The organism is Polaromonas sp. (genome assembly GCF_041689105.1).
Taxonomy (GTDB): Bacteria; Pseudomonadota; Gammaproteobacteria; order Burkholderiales; family Burkholderiaceae_C; genus Polaromonas.
The window spans coordinates 1-17,328 of the sequence record NZ_JBDNGU010000231.1; the positions used below are offsets into that span (position 1 = coordinate 1).

A 17,328-nucleotide genomic window follows, 5' to 3' on the forward strand; every position below is an offset into this window, starting at 1 on the left:
CTCGGTGGCTTCTTTCATTTCGCCGCTGGTTTTGTCTTTCCACTTGTCGGTGGTGGCAATAGTGACGTTGGCGATCTGGTCGCCGCTGGGGAAGCTGCGCATTTCAGGGTCTTTGCCCAGGTTGCCGACGATGATGACTTTATTGATTGAGGCCATGGTGTGTTCTCCTGTTGATGACAGTTTACCCGCGAGGCGCAGCGAATGCCAAACGTCCTGCATCTGGCTATGATGGAAGGTTGCCCTAACCTGACCCTGCCTTGAACTCTCCTGACGACGGTAAATATCTTGCGAACGCACGTAGCGACGGGCCGCCCCTAGCAAGTGCAGCCCCCTCGGGGGGCAGCGCAGTACGCGAAGCGACAAGCGTGGGGGCCATGTTGCTACCCACCTATGTAACTCATTTCGACACGTTTTGCGTTGCTGTCGGGCATGCCTGTATCCGCAGGCAGCGCCGCGCGCAGCTCTGAGTACCGGTCATCGCGGCGTTGCCAGACATGAGCGACGGCGCCGGAAATCTGCTCATCCGAATAGTTGCCGTCGCGCAGCAACGCGCGCAGGTCATGACCCTGGCTGGCGAACAGGCAGAGAAAAAGCTTGCCCTCGGTCGAAAGTCGGGCCCGGTTGCAGTCGCCGCAAAACGCATGGGTGACACTGCTGATCACGCCGACTTCGCCGGCACCGTCCCGATAGCGCCAGCGCTCAGCGGTCTCACCCAGGTAGTTGGCTCTGATGGCTTCCAGCGGAAACTCCGCCTGCAGGCGTTCGATCACCTGGGCCGAGGGCAGAACCTCGTCCATGCGCCAGCCATTGGTCGCGCCCACGTCCATGTATTCGATAAAACGCAGAACCACGCCCGAGTTGCGGAAGTGCCGGGCCATGGGAAGGATCTCTGCATCGTTGGTGCCGCGTTTGACCACCATGTTGACCTTGATGGGCGCCAGCCCGACCTTGTGGGCTGCTTCTATGCCCTTGAGCACATCGGCCACCGGAAAGTCCACATCGTTCATGCGCCGGAAGACTGCATCGTCCAGTCCGTCCAGGCTCACGGTGACGCGCTGCAGACCCGCATCTTTCAGCGCCTGGGCTTTTTTTACCAGCAGCGAGGCATTCGTGGTCAGGGTGATGTCCAGCGGTTTGCCGCCCGGCGTTTCAATCCTGGCCAGCATTTCTATCAGCACTTCGAGGTGCTTGCGCAGCAAGGGCTCGCCACCCGTCAGGCGGATTTTCTCCACGCCATGCGCCACAAAAATTTTCGTCAGGCGCGTGATCTCTTCAAAACTGAGCAGCGAGGTCTGCGGCAAAAACGCGTAGTCCTTGTTGAACACCTCGCTCGGCATGCAGTAACTGCAGCGGAAGTTGCAGCGGTCGGTCACGCTGATGCGCAGGTCGTGCAAAGGCCGCGCCAGCGTGTCGGCCAGCAGGCCGGTGGGTGCCTGCAACTGCGCGGGAATATGCGGTACGCGCGCGGCGTAGCGCATGTCGGCAAGGGGGATGATTTTTTTGTCCATGGTGGAGTGGCTCGAGGGAGAATTTACCCCATTGGTCCTGAGCGGGGCGATTCGCATGGCCTTAACCGCAGGCGGGCCACGTCTATTTGCCGGCCAGGTGTATCAACTGATCCAGCGCGTGTGGTCCCGAATTTCGCTGAAAAAAGCGCGAAAATTGGCCACGCCCATGGTGAAGGGGGCAAATTTGCCCGTTGGGGAGTGTTTGTCGAAAATGTAGCGGTTGTCCTGGTCTTCAACCAGCAGGCCCATGGACCACTGGTCAAACCGGCGCCTGGGGATATCGCTCATAACGACCACCGTTGCGTCACGATGCCGCGGGTCCTGAACAATGCGTTCGTAGAGGGCGTCGACCACAGACACCGCGCCTTCGAGCTGCTGCACAAACATGTCGTCGTGCAGGCACAACGAGCCTGTGATGCCCAGTGCCGCGTTGTTGGCGCGTGAGATCTTCAGGATGTCGTTCATGTCCATGATGTTCATGACGCGATTGGCACGGCTTGCGTAGGTCAGTTGCTTGAGCATAATTTCCCCAAGTAAGTGCAATCTCATGATACTCGCTGCCAGCAAGCCAAGCCGCCACTCAAGGTGCTTGAAGCGCCTGCTGCCGGTCAGGAATATGCGGCACGCGCGAGGCCAAACTGATGTCTGGCGCCTCACCCAGCCAGCGCACGTTGTCCACAACTTCGCCAAAAAAGGCGCGCAGTGAAGCGATGCTCATGGCGTAGGGGTCAAATTCACGGGTGCCCGAATACTTCAAAAAAACCTGCCGGTTTTCTTCCACTGACGACAGCAACCCCATCGCCCAGCTTCCAAATCTGCGCTGGGTGATTTCGGAAAAATCCAGGATGGCCGGGTCTCGGTGGCGTTCGTCCCGCAGTATCCGGTGATAAAGGGCGTTGACCTCGGTTTTGTCTCCTTCGAGCTGTTGAAGGAAGATGCCGTTGCTCAGGCACAGCGCGCCGGTCACGCCAATTTGCGTGTTGTTTCGTTTGGACGCGGCAAGAATGTCCTTGACATCGCTCGCGCCAAGAACGCCCGCCGTACGGCTGGCATAGGTGAGTTGAACAAGCATCGATTTCCTCCAAATCCATTCAGTTTGTCACAAAATGAAATCCCCCACGGGTCGCTCCAAGTCTCCGGGCAGCCGGATCAGACGCAGCGTGCGCCGTCGACTTCGATACACACCCCGCTGATGAAAGACGCCTCATCGCTGGCCAGGTACAAGGCCGCGTTGGCCACGTCCAGCGCTGTTGAAAAGCGGCCCAGCGGAATACTGGCCAGAAATTTGGCCCGGCGCGCTTCGCCCTCGGGGCCGGTGACGCTGCCGCCGGCAAACTGGGTGGACAGGGCGGTGTCGGGGTTGAACACCGGGTTGATACAGTTCACCCGGATGTTGTCCGGCCCGAGTTCAGCCGCCAGTGACTTCGAGGTCGTGATCACCGCGCCCTTGGAGCCGTTGTACCAGGAGAGGCCCGGACGGGGCCGCACGCCAGCGGTGGACGCAATGTTGATGAAGCTGCCGCCGCCCTGGGCGCGAAACACCGGTGTTGCGTGGATGGTCGAGAGGTAAATGCTTTTGACGTTGATCGCGTAGCAGCGGTCGAACTCTTCTTCGGTGGTTTCCAGTGCGGGCTGGTTCAGGTGCGTCCAGCCGGCGTTGTTGACCACAACGTCGAGCTTGCCGTAACGCTGCACCGCCGCAGCCACCAGCGCCTTGACCTCAACGGTTTTGGTCACGTCGGCTGCGAAGAAAGAGGCCGTGCCGCCGGCCTTGACGATGTCGGCCACAACCTTTTCGCCGAGCGCGCTGTTGATGTCGTTGACGATGACCTTCGCGCCTTCAGCCGCCAGGCGCTTCGCAATGCCTTCGCCGATGCCGCCACCCGAACCGGTGACGATGATGGATTTGTCCTGGAGTCGCATGGGAGTTCCTTTTTACTATGGATTTGATAGCGGCTTATGCAGGTGGCACAAGGGCTGGAGGTCGATTTGATAGATGATCTTTGCGTCCGGCGGCTCTAACCGTGCTTGATGGCGACGGTCTTCAGCGTGGTGAAACCATACAGCGCTTCAAAGCCTTTTTCGCGCCCATAACCGGATGACTTGACGCCGCCAAACGGCAGCTCCACGCCGCCGCCAGCGCCGTAGTTGTTGATGAAGACCTGGCCGCTTTTCACACGTTTGGCCATGCGGAACTGGCGCGCACCGTCGCGCGTCCAGATACCGGCCACCAGGCCGAACTGCGTGGCGTTGGCGAGGGCCACCGCCTCATCTTCGTCGGTGAAACTCATCGCGCAGAGCACCGGGCCAAAGACTTCTTCCTGCGCCAGCCGGTGCATCACCGGCACGTCGCGCAGCAGGGTCGGCGCCTGGTAAAAGCCGGTGTCGGGCGCTTCGTCGACGATCTGCCCCTGCGCGACCATGGGGATGCCCGCGACCTGCGCGTCGCTCAGAAAGTCCCACACGCGCTGCTGCTGGGTCTGGCGGATCAGCGGACCGACGTCCAGGTCCATCGTGGCGGGACCGACGCGCAGCTTCTCGAAAGCCTGGCCCAGACGCTCCAGCAGCGGCTCGTAAATTTTTTCATCGACCAGCAGTCGCGAGCCGGCCGAGCAGGTCTGGCCGGCGTTTTGCACGATGGCGTTGATGATGGCCGGGATGGCGGCGTCCAGGTCAGCGTCGGCAAAAACGATTTGCGGGCTTTTGCCGCCCAGCTCCAGCGTGACCGGGCAGTGGCGTTCCGCCGCCACCTGCTGGATCAGCGTGCCCACGGTGGGACTGCCGGTGAAACTGATGTGATGGATGCCCTTGTGCCGGGCGAGCGCATCACCAACTTCGTGGCCGTAACCGGTGACGATGTTGATGGCGCCGGCCGGGAAACCCACCTCAGCCGCGAGTTGGGCCACGCGGATCAGCGACAGGCAGGCGTCTTCCGCCGGTTTGACGACGCAGACGTTGCCGGCGGCCAGCGCGCCGCCGACGCTGCGGCCAAAAATCTGCATCGGGTAGTTCCACGGAATGATGTGGCCGGTCACGCCATGCGGCTCGCGCCAGGTCATCACGCTGTAGCCGTCCAGGTAGGGCAGGGTGTCGCCGTGTAGTTTGTCGCAGGCGCCAGCGTAAAACTCGAAATAACGCACCAGTGCGGCAGCATCGGCCTTGGCCTGCTGGGTCGGTTTGCCGCAGTCGCGTTGCTCGATCAGCGCCAGCTCGTCGGCGTGTTGGGCTACTTTTTGCGACAGGCGCATCAGCAAGCGGCCGCGCTCGGCCGCGCTGAGCTTGCACCAGACCGTCTCCAGGCAGTCATGCGCGGCGCGGACGGCGCTGTCGATGTCCTGCGCATTGCTGCGCTGGATCTCGTCAAAGGGCTGGCCGTCGGAAGGGTCCACCACGGGAATGGTTTTGCCGGACGAGGAGCGATGCGGGGCGTTGGCAATGTAGTTGAGCTGCATGGCTACATTCTCATGCAAGCCGACACCGGCGCGGGCCGCCAGGCTGCCCTTGCCCCTTATTTCAGTACGGCGGCGTAGACCATGTTGCGAATCAGGCTGCGGTAGTGGGTGCGGTGTTTGGGTGACTGCATCATGAAGATCACGAACATCTCCGATTTCGGGTCGACCCACATGTAGGTGCCGCCAGCGCCGCCCCAGTAGTACTCGCCGGCCTCGCTGGGGTAGGCTGCTTCGCCGGTCGAGCGCCGGACGGCAAAACCAAGGCCAAAGCCGTAACCTGCACCCGGAAGGTAGAGCGGGCCCGGCACTACACCTGCGCCGGCATTGGCATGGTCGGATGTCATCAGGCGCAAGGTGCGTGGCCCGAGGTAACGTTTGCCGTCCAGCGTGCCGCCGTTGAGCAGCATTTGCAGAAACTGTGCGTAGTCGGCGGCGGTGGACACCATGCCGCCGCCGCCGGATTCCAGCTTTCTGGCAATGCGCGGGTTGCTGATGTCGGCGCCAACGCCGAAGTTGCGGTCGTTGGCCAGCGGTTCTGCCAGGCGGTTTTGCCGGGCGGCATCCGTCACGTAAAAGCTGGTGTCATCCATGCCCAGCGGGTCCAGCAGACGCTCTTTCTCAAAGGCAAACAGCGACTTGCCAGAGACCACTTCCACCACGCGCCCAAGGATGTCGGTGGAGTAGCTGTAGTCCCAGGTGGTGCCGGGCTGGTAGGCGAGCGGCAGTTTGGCAATACGTTGGGAAAATTCGTGGTTGTCAGGGTCGCCCGCATTGAGGTTGGCGTCGTTATAGGCCTTTTTGACCAGTCCCGGCCCGAAGAAACCGTAGGTGATGCCGGAGGTGTGGCGCATCAAGTCCTGCACGGTGATGGCGCGGCGGGCGGGCACGATGTCCAGGCTGGGCGTGCCGCTGGCGTCGGGCTTCTCGACGCCGACCGTCATTTTTGCGAACTCGGGCAGATACAGGGAAATCGGGTCGTCCAGTTTGAGCTTGCCGTCTTCGACCAGCATCATCGCCGCCACCGTCGTAATCGGTTTGCTCATGGAATAGATGCGGAAAATGGCATCCTTGGTCATGGGCGCCGGGGTGGCGGCGTCGAGCTTACCGACACTTTCAAAATAGGCCACCTTGCCACGGCGCGCCACCAGCAGCACGGCACCCGGTATCTTGTTGGCCGCCACATCGGCCTTGAGGGTTTCGGTGATCATGTCCAGCCGCTGCGACGACAGGTCCACGCGTTCCGGGGAGGTGCGTGGCAACTCGCGGGCGGTGGCCAGCAGCGGCACGACCAAAGCCATGCAAAAGGCCAGGCCGCGCAGGCTTGGGCGAATACGTGTCATGTTGCCTCCTTGTTTTTTGAGCGGCCAGTTTAGCCCGCTGGAGACAGTTTGCAACGTACGCCTGAAGGCGCTTGATTTTACGTTAAATCATCGGATTGCCATTGTCCGGTATAGAGAGTGTGCTATCCAAACAGTAGCAATCCGGGGGCGGCACTGTCGCCCCCGCGCCAGCTGGTCAGGCCGCGTTTCCGACCGTGGTGTAGGCCGGGGCGTTGTCGGCCAGCCAGCGTGCCGACAGATCGCTCGCCTGCTGGTCCGGGTGAAAGTCCGCGCGAATGTAGTCGCGCCAGGGCTTGAAGGTCTGGCGGATCAGGCCGCGCTGACCAAACAGGTAGCGGCCGGCGCTTGTCCAGGTGCGCCATTGCCACAAGGTGCCGTCGTGGTACAGGTTGTTCACGGTCTGGCGCAGGGTGTCGGTTAAAAAGACAAAGGTGATGCGGCGGAACCACTTGATGCGCCACACATGGCTGCCGCCCAGCGCGGTGTAGACATCGAAGGCGGTGTTCTTGTGCTCGGACTCTTCGGCGCTGTGCCAGAGCCACATGGTTTTCAGGCGCGGCTCGCAGCCGTCCAGCAGGTCGTGGTTGTGCAGCAGCCATTCGGCAAAAATCGCGGTGAAGTGTTCGTTGGCGGCTGTGATAGCCAGCGCGTGCAGCGGGTTGGTGCCGGCCAGCAGCTTCATGTTGCGCTCGGCGCGCGGCGCCCAGTCGTTGACCAGGCCGCGCTTTTCGAGGTGGCCATTGAACAGGCTGTGGATGCGACGGTGCGTCGCTTCCTGGCCAATAAACCCCTGAACTTCTGCCCAGTAGGCCTGCTGGCGCTCGGCCGGCAGGGCCTTGAGCCCGTTGCGCACCGCGTCAATGAAGAACTGCTCTCCCACCGGAAAACTCATGGACAGCGCATTGAAAAAAGCGGTCTGAAACGCATCGCCGTCGCACCAGTGGCGGGCCAGGGGCGTTTCAAGATCAATCAGCAGGCGGCGTGCAACAAGATCGCTCATGGGTTTCTCCGGAAGCATGACATTGGTACCGTCAGGTACCACTTGGAGTGACTATAGGATCGTGCTGTGGTACTGTCAAGTACCAATCCAGAGCCAGAGCCAGAGCCAGAGCCAGAGCCAGAATCAGACCCACCCGATCATTGCGCGAACCCCACATGCCTGACGAAAAACTTCCTGCCGGTGCAACTGCCCAAGCTGCGGAACCGGCCAGTGCCCACCGCTCACGCCTGATCGAGGGCATGGCGCACAGCGTGGCAGCCAAAGGGTATGCCGACATCACCGTGGCCGACATCGTGCGGGAAGCCGGGGTGTCCAAGCGCACGTTTTATGAATGTTTCGCGACCAAGAACGACTGCCTGATTGCGCTGTATGTTGCAGCCAGCCACGGCGCGCTCAAGGTGCTCAAGGAGGCCATCGACCCCGGGCGCGACTGGAAAACCCAGGTCGAGCATGCCCTGGGCGCCTACCTGGCCTGCCTGGCGAGCAACCCGGCGCTGTTGCGCACGCTGTTTATCGAAATCCTGGGCCTGGGGTCAGAAGGCCTGCAGGTGCGCCGGCGCATGAACCAGGAGCTTGCCGACTTTGTGGTTCAGGTCGTTGGCGTCGGCCATTCACACCCGGCGCAGGACAGCGCCCACACGGCCGCCATGGCGATGGCTGTGGTGGGCGGCATCAACGAGCTGGTTTTGCAGGCGATTGAAAACGGCGGCACGGCGAAACTGGCCACCTTGACGCCAGCCTGCAGCGCCCTGGTGCGCGCGGTGCTGACCGCGCCTGCTCCCAACCCCGCCGCCTTGCGGGCATAAAAAAGCCCGGCGGACCGGGCTTTTTTCATGGAACGCGTGGCGCTATTTGGCTGCTGAGGCCGGCGCTGCGGGGGACGGTGTAGGCGTCGCCGATGCGTTGGCCGCCTGCACCGGCGCTGGCGCGGGCATGGCACCGGGCGCCATCACCGTGGTGGGCTGCACGGCCGGTGCGCTCATGACCGACGGGGCGGCAACTGGCGTGACCGGCGCTGCCGTGGCGCTGCCACCGTGGAACTTCATCATCAGCGGCACAATAAGCAGGGCCACGATGTTGATGATCTTGATCAGCGGGTTGATGGCCGGGCCGGCCGTGTCTTTGTAGGGGTCGCCCACGGTGTCGCCGGTGACAGCCGCCTTGTGCGTCTCTGAGCCCTTGCCGCCGTGGTTGCCGTCTTCGATGTATTTCTTGGCGTTGTCCCAGGCACCGCCGCCGGTGCACATGGAGATCGCCACGAACAGGCCGGTCACGATGGTGCCCATCAGCAGGCCGCCCAAAGCCGCGGGGCCGAGCAGCAAGCCGACCAGGATGGGGATAACCACCGGCAGCAGCGACGGGATCATCATTTCCTTGATGGCTGCCGTGGTCAGCATGTCCACAGCGCGGCCGTATTCAGGTTTGGCCGTGCCTTCCATGATGCCGGGGATCTCGCGGAACTGACGACGCACTTCCACCACCACCGCACCCGCAGCGCGGCCCACGGCCTCCATGGCCATGGCACCGAACAGGTAGGGAATCAGCCCGCCGATGAACAGGCCGATGATCACCATCGGGTCGGAGAGGTCAAAGCTGATGGCCTTGCCGTAGGCTTCGAGTTTGTGCGTGTAGTCGGCAAACAGCACCAGCGCGGCCAGACCTGCCGAGCCGATCGCGTAACCCTTGGTCACGGCCTTGGTGGTGTTGCCCACCGCGTCCAGCGGGTCGGTGACGGCGCGCACCTCAGGTGGCATGTCGGCCATTTCGGCAATGCCGCCGGCGTTGTCGGTGATCGGGCCATAGGCGTCCAGGGCCACCACAATGCCGGCCATGCTCAGCATTGAGGTCGCTGCAATCGCAATGCCGTACAGACCGGCAAGCGTGTAGGAGACCCAGATCGCGATACAGACGCAAATCACGGGCCAGGCGGTGGAACGCATGGACACCCCGAGGCCAGCAATGATGTTGGTACCGTGGCCGGTGGTCGAGGCCTGTGCGATGTGCTTGACCGGGGCGTACTGCGTGCCGGTGTAGTACTCGGTGATCCAGACCAGTGCGCCGGTCAGCACCAGGCCGACGGCGCAGGCGCCAAACAGGGCCATCTGCGTGCCGGCAGCCTTGATCGCGTTGTCGGGCATCAGCCAGGTGGTGACAAAGTAAAACGCGATCAGCGACAGGCCGCCAGCGACGGCCAGGCCTTTGTACAGTGCCGGCATCACATTGGTCATGCCGGGTGAGGCTTTGACAAAGAAGCAGCCGATGATGGACGCGATGATGGACACCGCGCCGAGTGCCAACGGATACACCACCGCGCTGGCGCCCGCACCGGTGACCAGCAGGGCGCCCAGGATCATGGTGGCAATCAGGGTCACCGCGTAGGTTTCAAACAGGTCAGCGGCCATGCCGGCGCAGTCACCGACGTTGTCGCCGACGTTGTCGGCAATCACGGCCGGGTTGCGCGGGTCGTCTTCCGGAATGCCGGCTTCGACCTTGCCCACCAGGTCGGCGCCGACGTCGGCGCCCTTGGTGAAGATGCCGCCACCCAGACGCGCGAAGATGGAGATCAGCGAGGCGCCGAAGGCAAAACCGATCAGCGGGTTCAGCAGCGCGGCCAGGTTGCTGTCGGGCTTGTGGTTGCCGTTGCCGACCAGAAACCAGTAGAAGGCCGTGACGCCCAGCAGGCCCAGGCCGACGACCAGCATGCCGGTGATGGCACCGCCGCGGAAGGCAACGTCAAGGGCGGGGCCAATGCCGCGTGTGGCAGCCTGTGCGGTGCGCACGTTGGCGCGCACCGAGACGTTCATGCCGATGAAACCGCAAGCGCCCGACAGCACCGCGCCGACAACGAAGCCGATGGCACTGGGCACGTCCAGGAAGATGCCTATCAGTATCGCCAGCACGACGCCGACGATGGCAATGGTTTTGTATTGGCGCGCCAGGTAGGCGGCGGCGCCGGTCTGGATCGCGGCTGCGATCTCCTGCATGCGCGAGTTGCCTGCGTCCTGGGAAAGAATCCAGCTGCGGGCCCAGAAACCGTAACCCACGGCGACCAGTCCGCAAACGAGCGCAAGGATAAGCGCTGAGTTGCCTGTCATAGAAATCTCCTACGTTGTTTTTCGCTTGGAGGAGGTTGCAACACTAGCCAATGGTCTGAACCCCCGCTGCGTTGCTTCCTCGTTGCTCTCAACTTGAATGGAGACGATTGGCCAACCCTCGAAATTTAACGCCAAAACGTGACAAGTTCGCGAAGCGTCAGGTCTGAACCCCTAAAATGAGGGTAAATACTGACAGATCATTCCCCCTTACCTTCTCTTCTCATTACTCCCATTACTTCAGCAAAGCGACCATGTCCCTCGATAAAGTTACCCCCGGCAAAAATGCGCCCGACGCCTTCAACGTCATCATCGAAATCCCGATGAACGCCGACCCCGTGAAATACGAAGTGGACAAGGAATCTGGCGCGATTTTTGTGGACCGCTTCATGAGCACCTCCATGCACTACCCGACCAACTACGGTTATGTGCCCAAGACCCTGAGCGGCGACGGCGACCCGGTCGATGTGCTGGTGATCACCCCGGTGCCCCTGATCCCCGGTGTGGTGGTGACCTGCCGCGCCATCGGCATCCTGAAGATGACCGATGAAGCCGGCGAAGACGGCAAGGTGCTGGCCGTACCCATCGACAAGAAATGTTCGCTGTACACCCAGTGGCAAAAACCTGAAGACATGAACCCGCTGCGTCTGAAAACCATCTCCCATTTTTTCGAGCACTACAAGGACCTGGAAGAGGGCAAGTGGGTCAAGATCAACGGCTGGCAAGGTCCGGAGGCCGCGCACAAGGAAATCACCGACGGTATTGCCAACTACCGCAAGGAACACCCCGAAGTGGCCTGATTCATGTGTTTTGGAACTCCAGCCCCTACCTGGCGGACGTGAGTAGCTATCAAAAGAAGAGCGCCTGCAGCGTGAGCTGAAGGCGCTATTTGTCGGGCACTCTGTCCTCAGGCTGCGCGGGCCGGGTCCGGGTAAATCAGCCCATGAAAAAACGTGCCCTTGCGCTCGAAGGCCTGCCAGTTGCCTTCAGCCTGCGCCAGCCGGTCGGCCACCGCCCACCAGGCGCTGGGGTTGACGCCCAGGCCGACGTGGCTGGCGATCACCTCGACGTTTTCGGTGTGCGGGTTGTGCGGCGCGGGCTTTTGCACACTGCCTTGCCACGCCACGATGCCGTCGCTGCGCGAATAAATGCTGGTGGTCGGTACAGGCGGCGCGGCGGGCAGGTCGTAATTGGCGGACTCCAGCGCCACCTTGCGGCCGCTGGCCAACTCGTAAATGCGCCAGGCGTTGGTCGAGCGGTGTGAACCGCCAAACGGCGTACCCAGCGTGATCACGCCGCGCACCATGTGCGGAAACTCCTTGGCCAGCTCGCGTGCATAGACCCCGCCCAGGCTCCAGCCAATCAGGCTGACCTTGCGCCCGCTGTCGGCAAAAGCGCGTGTGACCTGTGCCCGTGCGGCTTCAAGCACACCGGCGCGCGGGCCAAAATTAAAACCCTGCTTCCAGCCGGAGGTCGCGTAACCCAGTGCGTCGAGGTAACGGCGAAGCGGCATGGTCGATCCATCGTTGGCCGACAGGCCGGGGAATACCACGACACCGTGGCCGTCGCCGCGTGGTGCCCTGGCCAGCTTCGGCCAGGCCGGTAACAAGGCACCAAACTCCCAGAAAGCGCGAAACTCCAGCGCCAGTAGCCACGCGTTAGGCGGCGGCCCGTCGTGCAGCGCCTGTTTTTGCTCTGGTTTTTGGTTTTGTGCTTGCGCGGACTGCCGGGGAGCGGGTTGTGCCATGGCTGGATGCATTGAGTCTTTTTGTTGCCTTGTTGTTGATGGAATCCATCTTGGGACTGCCGGCACGTTTGACAGAGGGAGGCTTCCCTAACCCCGTCTCTGAGGCGACAGGCTTTGTACGGGTTTTCACTGGTTTCGGACCGGTTTCTGCGGCAGGGGCGAGCAGCCCTTGTGCCTCCTCAAAAGCGACCTGAATGGCCTGCGCCAGGCTCTGGGCATGGGGCAACGCGGTTTTGCCGGCAACGATGCCAAAGTCCACCTGGCCGGCGTAGGTCTGGATGGTGATGTTCAGGCCCAGACCATGCAGCACGATGGACAGCGGGTGAAAGGTCAAAAACCGCGCGCCGGCCAGGTACAGCGGCACGGGCGGGCCGGGCACATTGGAGATCGCCAGGTTGGCCACCATGGGCAGGCGGCTGGCCAGCCCGCTTTTGCCGTAGGCGTTGAGTGCCGCTTTTGCGGCACCGCCTACCAGCCAGGGCGCCAGCAGGGACGGGTAGTCGGTCGGCAGCAGGCCCTTGAGGCTTTGCATCGAGGTTTTTACCTTGGCGGTGGACGCCATGATCGCAGTCATGCGCTTGAGTGGATTGGCAAGGTGCGTGCCCAGTTCCACCAGGCTCATGCTGACCTGGTTGCCCAGGTCGGTGGCATCCGTGGCCCCGGCTTTACGCAGCGAGACCGGCATGGCGGCGACCAACGACTTCTTGGGCAGACTGTGGTGCTGCGTGAGATAAGTGCGTAGCGCGGTTGAGCAGATCCACAGAACGATGTCGTTGAAAGAGCCACCCACGGCCTTGCCCATGGCCTTGCAGTCGGCCAGCGGTACGGTGGCGGTGACAAACACGCGCTCGGCGGTGATGCCGGTGTTGAACGGTGTGGCCGGCGCCAGCTTCATCGGCATTTTGGGCCGCCCGCCTGCCGCGCCAGAGGCGGTCTGGCGGGCCAGGGTAGTGCCCAAGGTGCCGGCCGCCGACGGCAAGGCTCTGGCCAGCTTGGCCAGTTGCCCGAGCGAGCTGGAAAACACAGAGCCAATCATCTTGCCCAGCTTGAGGTCAGACTCCAGCTTGCGGCGGCGCGTAGGGTCGGGCGGTGCCACCTCGCGCGGCACCGGTCCCATGTCCAGCATGGCGTTGGCCAGCATCACGCTGCCCTTGCCGTCCAGCGCCGCGTGGTGAATCTTTGAGAAGAAACCAGCCACCACCTTTCCGTCCGGCAGCTTGATGCGGTCGAAGATGTAGAACTCCCAGAGCGGAAAGTGGCGGTCTATCAGCTCGCCATGCAGCTGTGCGCAGAGCTTGTGCACCGCGGCCAGCGTCATCGGGGCAGCGCCTTTTTTGGCAGGGTCGGCGCGGCGGATTTTGGCCCCCACGCTTGCCACTTCGTGTGCCGCGCTGCCCCCCCGGGGGGCTGTGCTTGCTTGGGGCGGCCCGACGCGGCGCACGTGAAAACTGATGTCCACCGATTCTGCTTCCACCCACAGCGGATGGCCCAGATCAAAAGGCATGAACACCAGCTTGCGGCTGAACACCGGCGCCAGGTGCATGCGGCTGGCGATGTGGGCCGTCACGGCCTTGTGAAAGCTGCCCTTGAAGCCCGCAGGCAGCTCACACAGGTTGAGCGAACCGACATGCATGGGCATCTCGGGGGTTTCGAGGTAGAGAAAGGTGGCGTCCAGGCCGGTGAGGGTTTTCATTGTTATGCCTCCGTGAAGGAGACATTAACCGAGGGGGACTTGTTGGGGCATTGGGGTTTGCCGGGGCGGGGCGAGGGCGGGTTTTTTGGGTTCGTGCCTTATATGGCTCCCCGACCAGAACAAATCTGGGCACTGTTGGGAATATATTTGCAGCTTGCCTAACAAAATTTGACCGCTAACGATTCATTGCAGGCATTTGCACGGTAGCAGTTCTGTACGTATCGACCTTCAATCGACCATCAATAGCTTATAAATGCTCGGCTCCCAGCTATACCCGTTCTTAAGTTATGAGCTTTTCTACGGACATGTTGAACCTTTTTGCCGCATCCGCGGCTATACCTGGCCAAAGCGATGCACCATTCCAAAGGGATGAATCACAATACTTATCCTCCCCTTCAGCCAACGCATGTTCAATATGATTTGCAAAAGTCTGGATGGCAAACTTAAAATCGCGAACCGCTTCTATAAGGTCGGCCGAACCTAAGTCATAAAACGGGATCGCATCAATGATCGCTAACGTTTCTTTGAACGGGTGTGTACCTTGCATGTTGCTTAATGCAATTGTCATATACATTCGGTCATCTTCGGGACTTGGGGAGCGCTGGATCATCTCCCTCCTATTCACTCCCTTAAGATCATCTGCTACGCGCAACATTTGTGTCGTCGCACTGTTCAAAATACCTCGGAAACCATCTAACCGTCTATGCAACTGACGTAGATCTGCCTCAATCATCATACGTTTCGCATCGCGACTCTGCCGTCGCGACAACTCTATTGCTACACCAATTGCTAGGACCGATCCTATAGCCTGCGACCACGCTGCAGCTTCTTGGGACCAAAGCATTTCTGACGATCCCTTTATCCAAAATAGTGCCGCCAACAGGACTAATAGCGTACCAACAGCGGCGACGATAGCCGTAAAAATTTCGAGTAACTTCGACACAGATTTATCCACGTTTTCAATTGGCGCCGACTTCACCACTTGTTGCCACCCTACCATTTTTAAACTCGTATTGTGGGCGATTTGAGTATTGGCAAAAGCCAATATCCCAAGCGTCAGCGGGGCACCCACCTTTATCATGGGTGCATGCAGAAGCGTTTGGCTAGGCGGCCCGGTCAGCGACAATGCAATCCGCGAACGGACATTTGAAAACACCGTGTTTATTTCTGCGCGTGAAGTTGCCCAGCTCCACCCCGTTTAAGTAACACGGGGGGCTATAAATGCAAAGAACAGATAGTAGACCATTTGTTACAAGCTGCCGTCCTCCGAATAGAGGAGGTGAATGGCCGGTGTTGGGCGCCTGCCTAAAGCGACGGCTGGATTGATGGAAGGTAGTGACCTTAGATCGCCCCGTAAAACAGAGGAGACGCGGAATTCAGTCGTCAATCGCCCTACCAAGTGGCTCAAACTCCCCGAGCATTCCCTGCTCATCATCCTGCAGGCCGGCCAACGGTGTCGCCTTGGCTAGCGCGAGCCAGACGCCAAAGGGCAGAGATTGCCGTGGCCGGCGCGGCGCGGTCCGCAACACCACCACGCGGTTGCTTTCTGCCTGCATCACGCCGCACTCAGCAGGCACCTCGTCAGCCGCGGCGATGCAGCGGCCTTTGGCATCGCAGCCCAGCACGTACCAGCACTCGCCACCCAGGTCGAGGTAGGCCGCGCGTTTCTCGGGGCGGCGCAAATCGCCGAGCAGGTCTGAGCGGCGCACCTTGATCTCGTGGACGATGGGGTCCACGTAGGCGGCGACCGAGGTGTTGCGGATTGAAAAGACATCGGGCCGGGCAATGCACCAGCGGGCCGAACCTCCTTCTTCAGCGGGCGGAAGTTGTGCCCGCAGACCGAGGCCGCGCCAGGTGATGCGGCCGGCCCGCAGCATCTCGCAGGCCACACGTTCGACCAGCGCTTCATGCGCGGACAGGGCAGACCGGTTGCGCACCAGCGTGGCCGCCAGGTAGCTCACGCCGGCGTCGGTCACACGCAGCGTCTCATGGCCTGCCGACCCGGCCACACGATGCAGCATGCCCGCCGCCAGCAGTTCAATTTCAATCAGGTCCTGGCAGGGCCAGCCGGCCGAGCGGTAAATCTCGCGCAGGCGTCTGGCGTGCAGGCGGCCCAGCGGGGCGGATGGGTCGCCGGGTGCTGCTGTGCAGGGCGGAGCGGAGGAGGGGTCGAACATGTCGGAAATAAAAACGCTACAGGTAGTAGATCAAAACAAGCGGCTATATGTCAAATCAGCTTCCAGCCCTTTTCTGAAAAGCGTAAGATGCTATCGAATAGATAGCGCTTCTGGTTCTAGCCTCAATGGTAGTCATCTTCGCGCTGATGACGGACTGCTAAGATAGTGACGGTGCTTGCGTCGTCAATCTCAAACAGCGCGACATAACCAGATGCACCGAAAGAAATGACCAGCTCCCGGATGCGTGGCCCGTGTGAGCCGTTGGCGGCTTTGCGGCATGAAAACGGAAACTGCTCCAGCAAACGAAAGGCGTCTTTGATGACGACCAGGGCACGGTCGGCAACGTCGATGTCCATTTGGAGCAGGAAGTCGTAAAGCCTCAGCAAGTCGTTTTCGGCGTCTTCTGTAAACCGGACCTGGTACCGGCTCATGACGAGCTTGCAACTGGCTTCTTGTTTTTACGTGGCGTAGATGTTGCTCGTTTGGCCGCAGCCAGTTTTTGTTCGAGTTTGGCGAACACGGCTTCTACGCTGACATAGCGATTTTCTTCCTTGGCCTTTTGCGCAGAACGCAAGCCGCAGGCAATAAAGTCGTCTTCAGCTGCGCGGTGAGCAATAAAGCTCTGCAGCGATGCTTCCATCAGGTTTGACAGGGTTTCGTTGGGCCGAAGCGCGCGTTCCGCAGCTTCGCGCAACGCGGGTGTGACGCGCAGGGCAGGAAAGGTGGAGGTTTTCATGATGGGCTCCTGTATTGCATTGCAATTGTAATGCGCTGAGGAGCCTCTGATTCACGCTAGCTTCAAAGCCTGTCGAAACGGGTTGCGCCGCTCCAGCTCGTCCATGTATCCGGCGATGCCCTGGCCCTCGCGCTCCAGAAAACGTTCCACCGCATCGGCAAACGCCGGGTGCGCCAGCCAGTGGGCGCTGGTGGTTTGGACCGGCAGCAGGGCGCGCGCCATCTTGTGCTCGCCTTGCGCGCCGCCCTCGAAGCGCTGGTAGCCGTGTTCTATGCACCACTGCAGGGGCTGGTAGTAACAGGCCTCGAAGTGCAGGCAGTCCACACGCTCGATGGCGCCCCAGTAACGGCCATAGGCGACTTTGACCGGATTTGTGGCGTCAAATTGGTCTGCAGCCCTTATTCCACCTGCGCTGACAGCTATCAAACTTGTAGCAATCGGACTGTCGCCGCGCTCGGCCACAAACAGCAGCCAGTTCTCCGGCATGGTGTCCTGCATGCGCTGGAAGAAGTCGCGGCTCAGGTAGGGGGCGTTGCCGTGTTCGTAATAAGTGCGTTCGTAGCAGCTGTAGAAGAAGTCCCAG

18 protein-coding genes are annotated in these 17,328 nt (G+C 61.2%); 2 read left to right on the top strand and 16 right to left on the bottom strand.

Translation table 11 applies throughout. The features are described from left to right. The 8 genes from ssb to ACESMT_RS21505 all read right to left on the bottom strand — a co-directional run. Window positions 1–156: single-stranded DNA-binding protein (gene ssb / locus ACESMT_RS21470; protein ID WP_372828639.1), on the bottom strand; the 156-nt coding region annotated here is incomplete at its 3' end. Window positions 157–380: 224 nt separating this feature from the next. Further along, on the bottom strand, window positions 381–1,508 hold the full coding sequence (moaA, locus tag ACESMT_RS21475; protein ID WP_372828620.1) for a GTP 3',8-cyclase MoaA: 1,128 nt from the start codon (window positions 1,506–1,508) through the stop codon (window positions 381–383). Between the two features lie 102 nt (window positions 1,509–1,610). Continuing rightward, entirely contained in the window at window positions 1,611–2,030 is a 420-nt protein-coding gene (locus tag ACESMT_RS21480) for a BLUF domain-containing protein (protein WP_372828621.1), read from the bottom strand. Between the two features lie 58 nt (window positions 2,031–2,088). Beyond that, window positions 2,089–2,580, bottom strand: a complete 492-nt coding sequence (locus tag ACESMT_RS21485; protein ID WP_372828622.1) for a BLUF domain-containing protein — start codon at window positions 2,578–2,580, stop codon at window positions 2,089–2,091. 77 nt (window positions 2,581–2,657) lie between these two features. Further along, the gene (locus ACESMT_RS21490) at window positions 2,658–3,431 is read right to left on the bottom strand and encodes an SDR family oxidoreductase (protein ID WP_372828624.1); all 774 of its coding nucleotides are present in this window, start codon (window positions 3,429–3,431) and stop codon (window positions 2,658–2,660) included. A gap of 95 nt (window positions 3,432–3,526) precedes the next feature. Further along, window positions 3,527–4,960: an aldehyde dehydrogenase family protein gene (locus tag ACESMT_RS21495; RefSeq protein ID WP_372828625.1), complete on the bottom strand. Its 1,434-nt coding sequence runs from the start codon at window positions 4,958–4,960 to the stop codon at window positions 3,527–3,529. Window positions 4,961–5,016: 56 nt separating this feature from the next. Continuing rightward, entirely contained in the window at window positions 5,017–6,300 is a 1,284-nt protein-coding gene (locus ACESMT_RS21500) for a serine hydrolase domain-containing protein (RefSeq protein WP_372828626.1), read from the bottom strand. 175 nt (window positions 6,301–6,475) lie between these two features. Next, window positions 6,476–7,300: a metal-dependent hydrolase gene (locus tag ACESMT_RS21505; RefSeq protein ID WP_372828627.1), complete on the bottom strand. Its 825-nt coding sequence runs from the start codon at window positions 7,298–7,300 to the stop codon at window positions 6,476–6,478. A 155-nt stretch (window positions 7,301–7,455) separates the two neighbouring features. Between ACESMT_RS21505 and ACESMT_RS21510 the strand changes: the two genes are divergently transcribed. Beyond that, window positions 7,456–8,106, top strand: a complete 651-nt coding sequence (locus ACESMT_RS21510; protein WP_372828628.1) for a TetR/AcrR family transcriptional regulator — start codon at window positions 7,456–7,458, stop codon at window positions 8,104–8,106. 42 nt (window positions 8,107–8,148) lie between these two features. Here ACESMT_RS21510 and ACESMT_RS21515 read toward each other — a convergent pair whose 3' ends face one another. Continuing rightward, the gene (locus ACESMT_RS21515; protein WP_372828629.1) at window positions 8,149–10,395 is read right to left on the bottom strand and encodes a sodium-translocating pyrophosphatase; all 2,247 of its coding nucleotides are present in this window, start codon (window positions 10,393–10,395) and stop codon (window positions 8,149–8,151) included. Window positions 10,396–10,646: 251 nt separating this feature from the next. Between ACESMT_RS21515 and ppa the strand changes: the two genes are divergently transcribed. After that, window positions 10,647–11,192, top strand: a complete 546-nt coding sequence (ppa, locus tag ACESMT_RS21520; RefSeq protein ID WP_372828630.1) for an inorganic diphosphatase — start codon at window positions 10,647–10,649, stop codon at window positions 11,190–11,192. Between the two features lie 107 nt (window positions 11,193–11,299). Here ppa and ACESMT_RS21525 read toward each other — a convergent pair whose 3' ends face one another. The 7 genes from ACESMT_RS21525 to ACESMT_RS21555 all read right to left on the bottom strand — a co-directional run. Then, the gene (locus ACESMT_RS21525) at window positions 11,300–12,139 is read right to left on the bottom strand and encodes an esterase/lipase family protein (RefSeq protein ID WP_372828631.1); all 840 of its coding nucleotides are present in this window, start codon (window positions 12,137–12,139) and stop codon (window positions 11,300–11,302) included. Next, a complete protein-coding gene (locus ACESMT_RS21530) occupies window positions 12,051–13,832 on the bottom strand; it encodes a wax ester/triacylglycerol synthase domain-containing protein (protein WP_372828632.1) in 1,782 nt (593 codons plus the stop codon). The genes ACESMT_RS21525 and ACESMT_RS21530 overlap by 89 nt, the downstream gene beginning before the upstream one ends. A 280-nt stretch (window positions 13,833–14,112) precedes the next feature. Next, window positions 14,113–14,988, bottom strand: a complete 876-nt coding sequence (locus tag ACESMT_RS21535) for a hypothetical protein (RefSeq protein WP_372828633.1) — start codon at window positions 14,986–14,988, stop codon at window positions 14,113–14,115. 220 nt (window positions 14,989–15,208) lie between these two features. Beyond that, entirely contained in the window at window positions 15,209–16,009 is an 801-nt protein-coding gene (locus ACESMT_RS21540; protein WP_372828634.1) for a hypothetical protein, read from the bottom strand. A gap of 122 nt (window positions 16,010–16,131) precedes the next feature. Further along, window positions 16,132–16,440 (bottom strand): type II toxin-antitoxin system RelE/ParE family toxin, encoded by a 309-nt coding sequence (locus ACESMT_RS21545; RefSeq protein ID WP_372828635.1) that lies wholly within the window; start codon window positions 16,438–16,440, stop codon window positions 16,132–16,134. Next, window positions 16,437–16,745: a YlcI/YnfO family protein gene (locus tag ACESMT_RS21550; protein ID WP_372828636.1), complete on the bottom strand. Its 309-nt coding sequence runs from the start codon at window positions 16,743–16,745 to the stop codon at window positions 16,437–16,439. Before ACESMT_RS21550 ends, ACESMT_RS21545 begins: the two co-directional genes overlap by 4 nt. A 51-nt stretch (window positions 16,746–16,796) precedes the next feature. Then, window positions 16,797–17,328, bottom strand: a 532-nt coding sequence (locus ACESMT_RS21555) for a peptidogalycan biosysnthesis protein (RefSeq protein ID WP_372828637.1), incomplete at its 5' end; no start/stop codon positions are given.

What these genes read in the sequence shown, in the direction of transcription:
- moaA (WP_372828620.1), bottom strand. Translation starts at nt 1,508, where the DNA reads ATGGACAAAAAAATCATCCCCCTTGCCGACATGCGCTACGCCGCGCGC.
- ACESMT_RS21480 (WP_372828621.1), bottom strand. Translation starts at nt 2,030, where the DNA reads ATGCTCAAGCAACTGACCTACGCAAGCCGTGCCAATCGCGTCATGAAC.
- ACESMT_RS21485 (WP_372828622.1), bottom strand. Translation starts at nt 2,580, where the DNA reads ATGCTTGTTCAACTCACCTATGCCAGCCGTACGGCGGGCGTTCTTGGC.
- ACESMT_RS21490 (WP_372828624.1), bottom strand. Translation starts at nt 3,431, where the DNA reads ATGCGACTCCAGGACAAATCCATCATCGTCACCGGTTCGGGTGGCGGC.
- ACESMT_RS21495 (WP_372828625.1), bottom strand. Translation starts at nt 4,960, where the DNA reads ATGCAGCTCAACTACATTGCCAACGCCCCGCATCGCTCCTCGTCCGGC.
- ACESMT_RS21500 (WP_372828626.1), bottom strand. Translation starts at nt 6,300, where the DNA reads ATGACACGTATTCGCCCAAGCCTGCGCGGCCTGGCCTTTTGCATGGCT.
- ACESMT_RS21505 (WP_372828627.1), bottom strand. Translation starts at nt 7,300, where the DNA reads ATGAGCGATCTTGTTGCACGCCGCCTGCTGATTGATCTTGAAACGCCC.
- ACESMT_RS21510 (WP_372828628.1), top strand. Translation starts at nt 7,456, where the DNA reads ATGCCTGACGAAAAACTTCCTGCCGGTGCAACTGCCCAAGCTGCGGAA.
- ACESMT_RS21515 (WP_372828629.1), bottom strand. Translation starts at nt 10,395, where the DNA reads ATGACAGGCAACTCAGCGCTTATCCTTGCGCTCGTTTGCGGACTGGTC.
- ppa (WP_372828630.1), top strand. Translation starts at nt 10,647, where the DNA reads ATGTCCCTCGATAAAGTTACCCCCGGCAAAAATGCGCCCGACGCCTTC.
- ACESMT_RS21525 (WP_372828631.1), bottom strand. Translation starts at nt 12,139, where the DNA reads ATGGCACAACCCGCTCCCCGGCAGTCCGCGCAAGCACAAAACCAAAAA.
- ACESMT_RS21530 (WP_372828632.1), bottom strand. Translation starts at nt 13,832, where the DNA reads ATGAAAACCCTCACCGGCCTGGACGCCACCTTTCTCTACCTCGAAACC.
- ACESMT_RS21540 (WP_372828634.1), bottom strand. Translation starts at nt 16,009, where the DNA reads ATGTTCGACCCCTCCTCCGCTCCGCCCTGCACAGCAGCACCCGGCGAC.
- ACESMT_RS21545 (WP_372828635.1), bottom strand. Translation starts at nt 16,440, where the DNA reads ATGAGCCGGTACCAGGTCCGGTTTACAGAAGACGCCGAAAACGACTTG.
- ACESMT_RS21550 (WP_372828636.1), bottom strand. Translation starts at nt 16,745, where the DNA reads ATGAAAACCTCCACCTTTCCTGCCCTGCGCGTCACACCCGCGTTGCGC.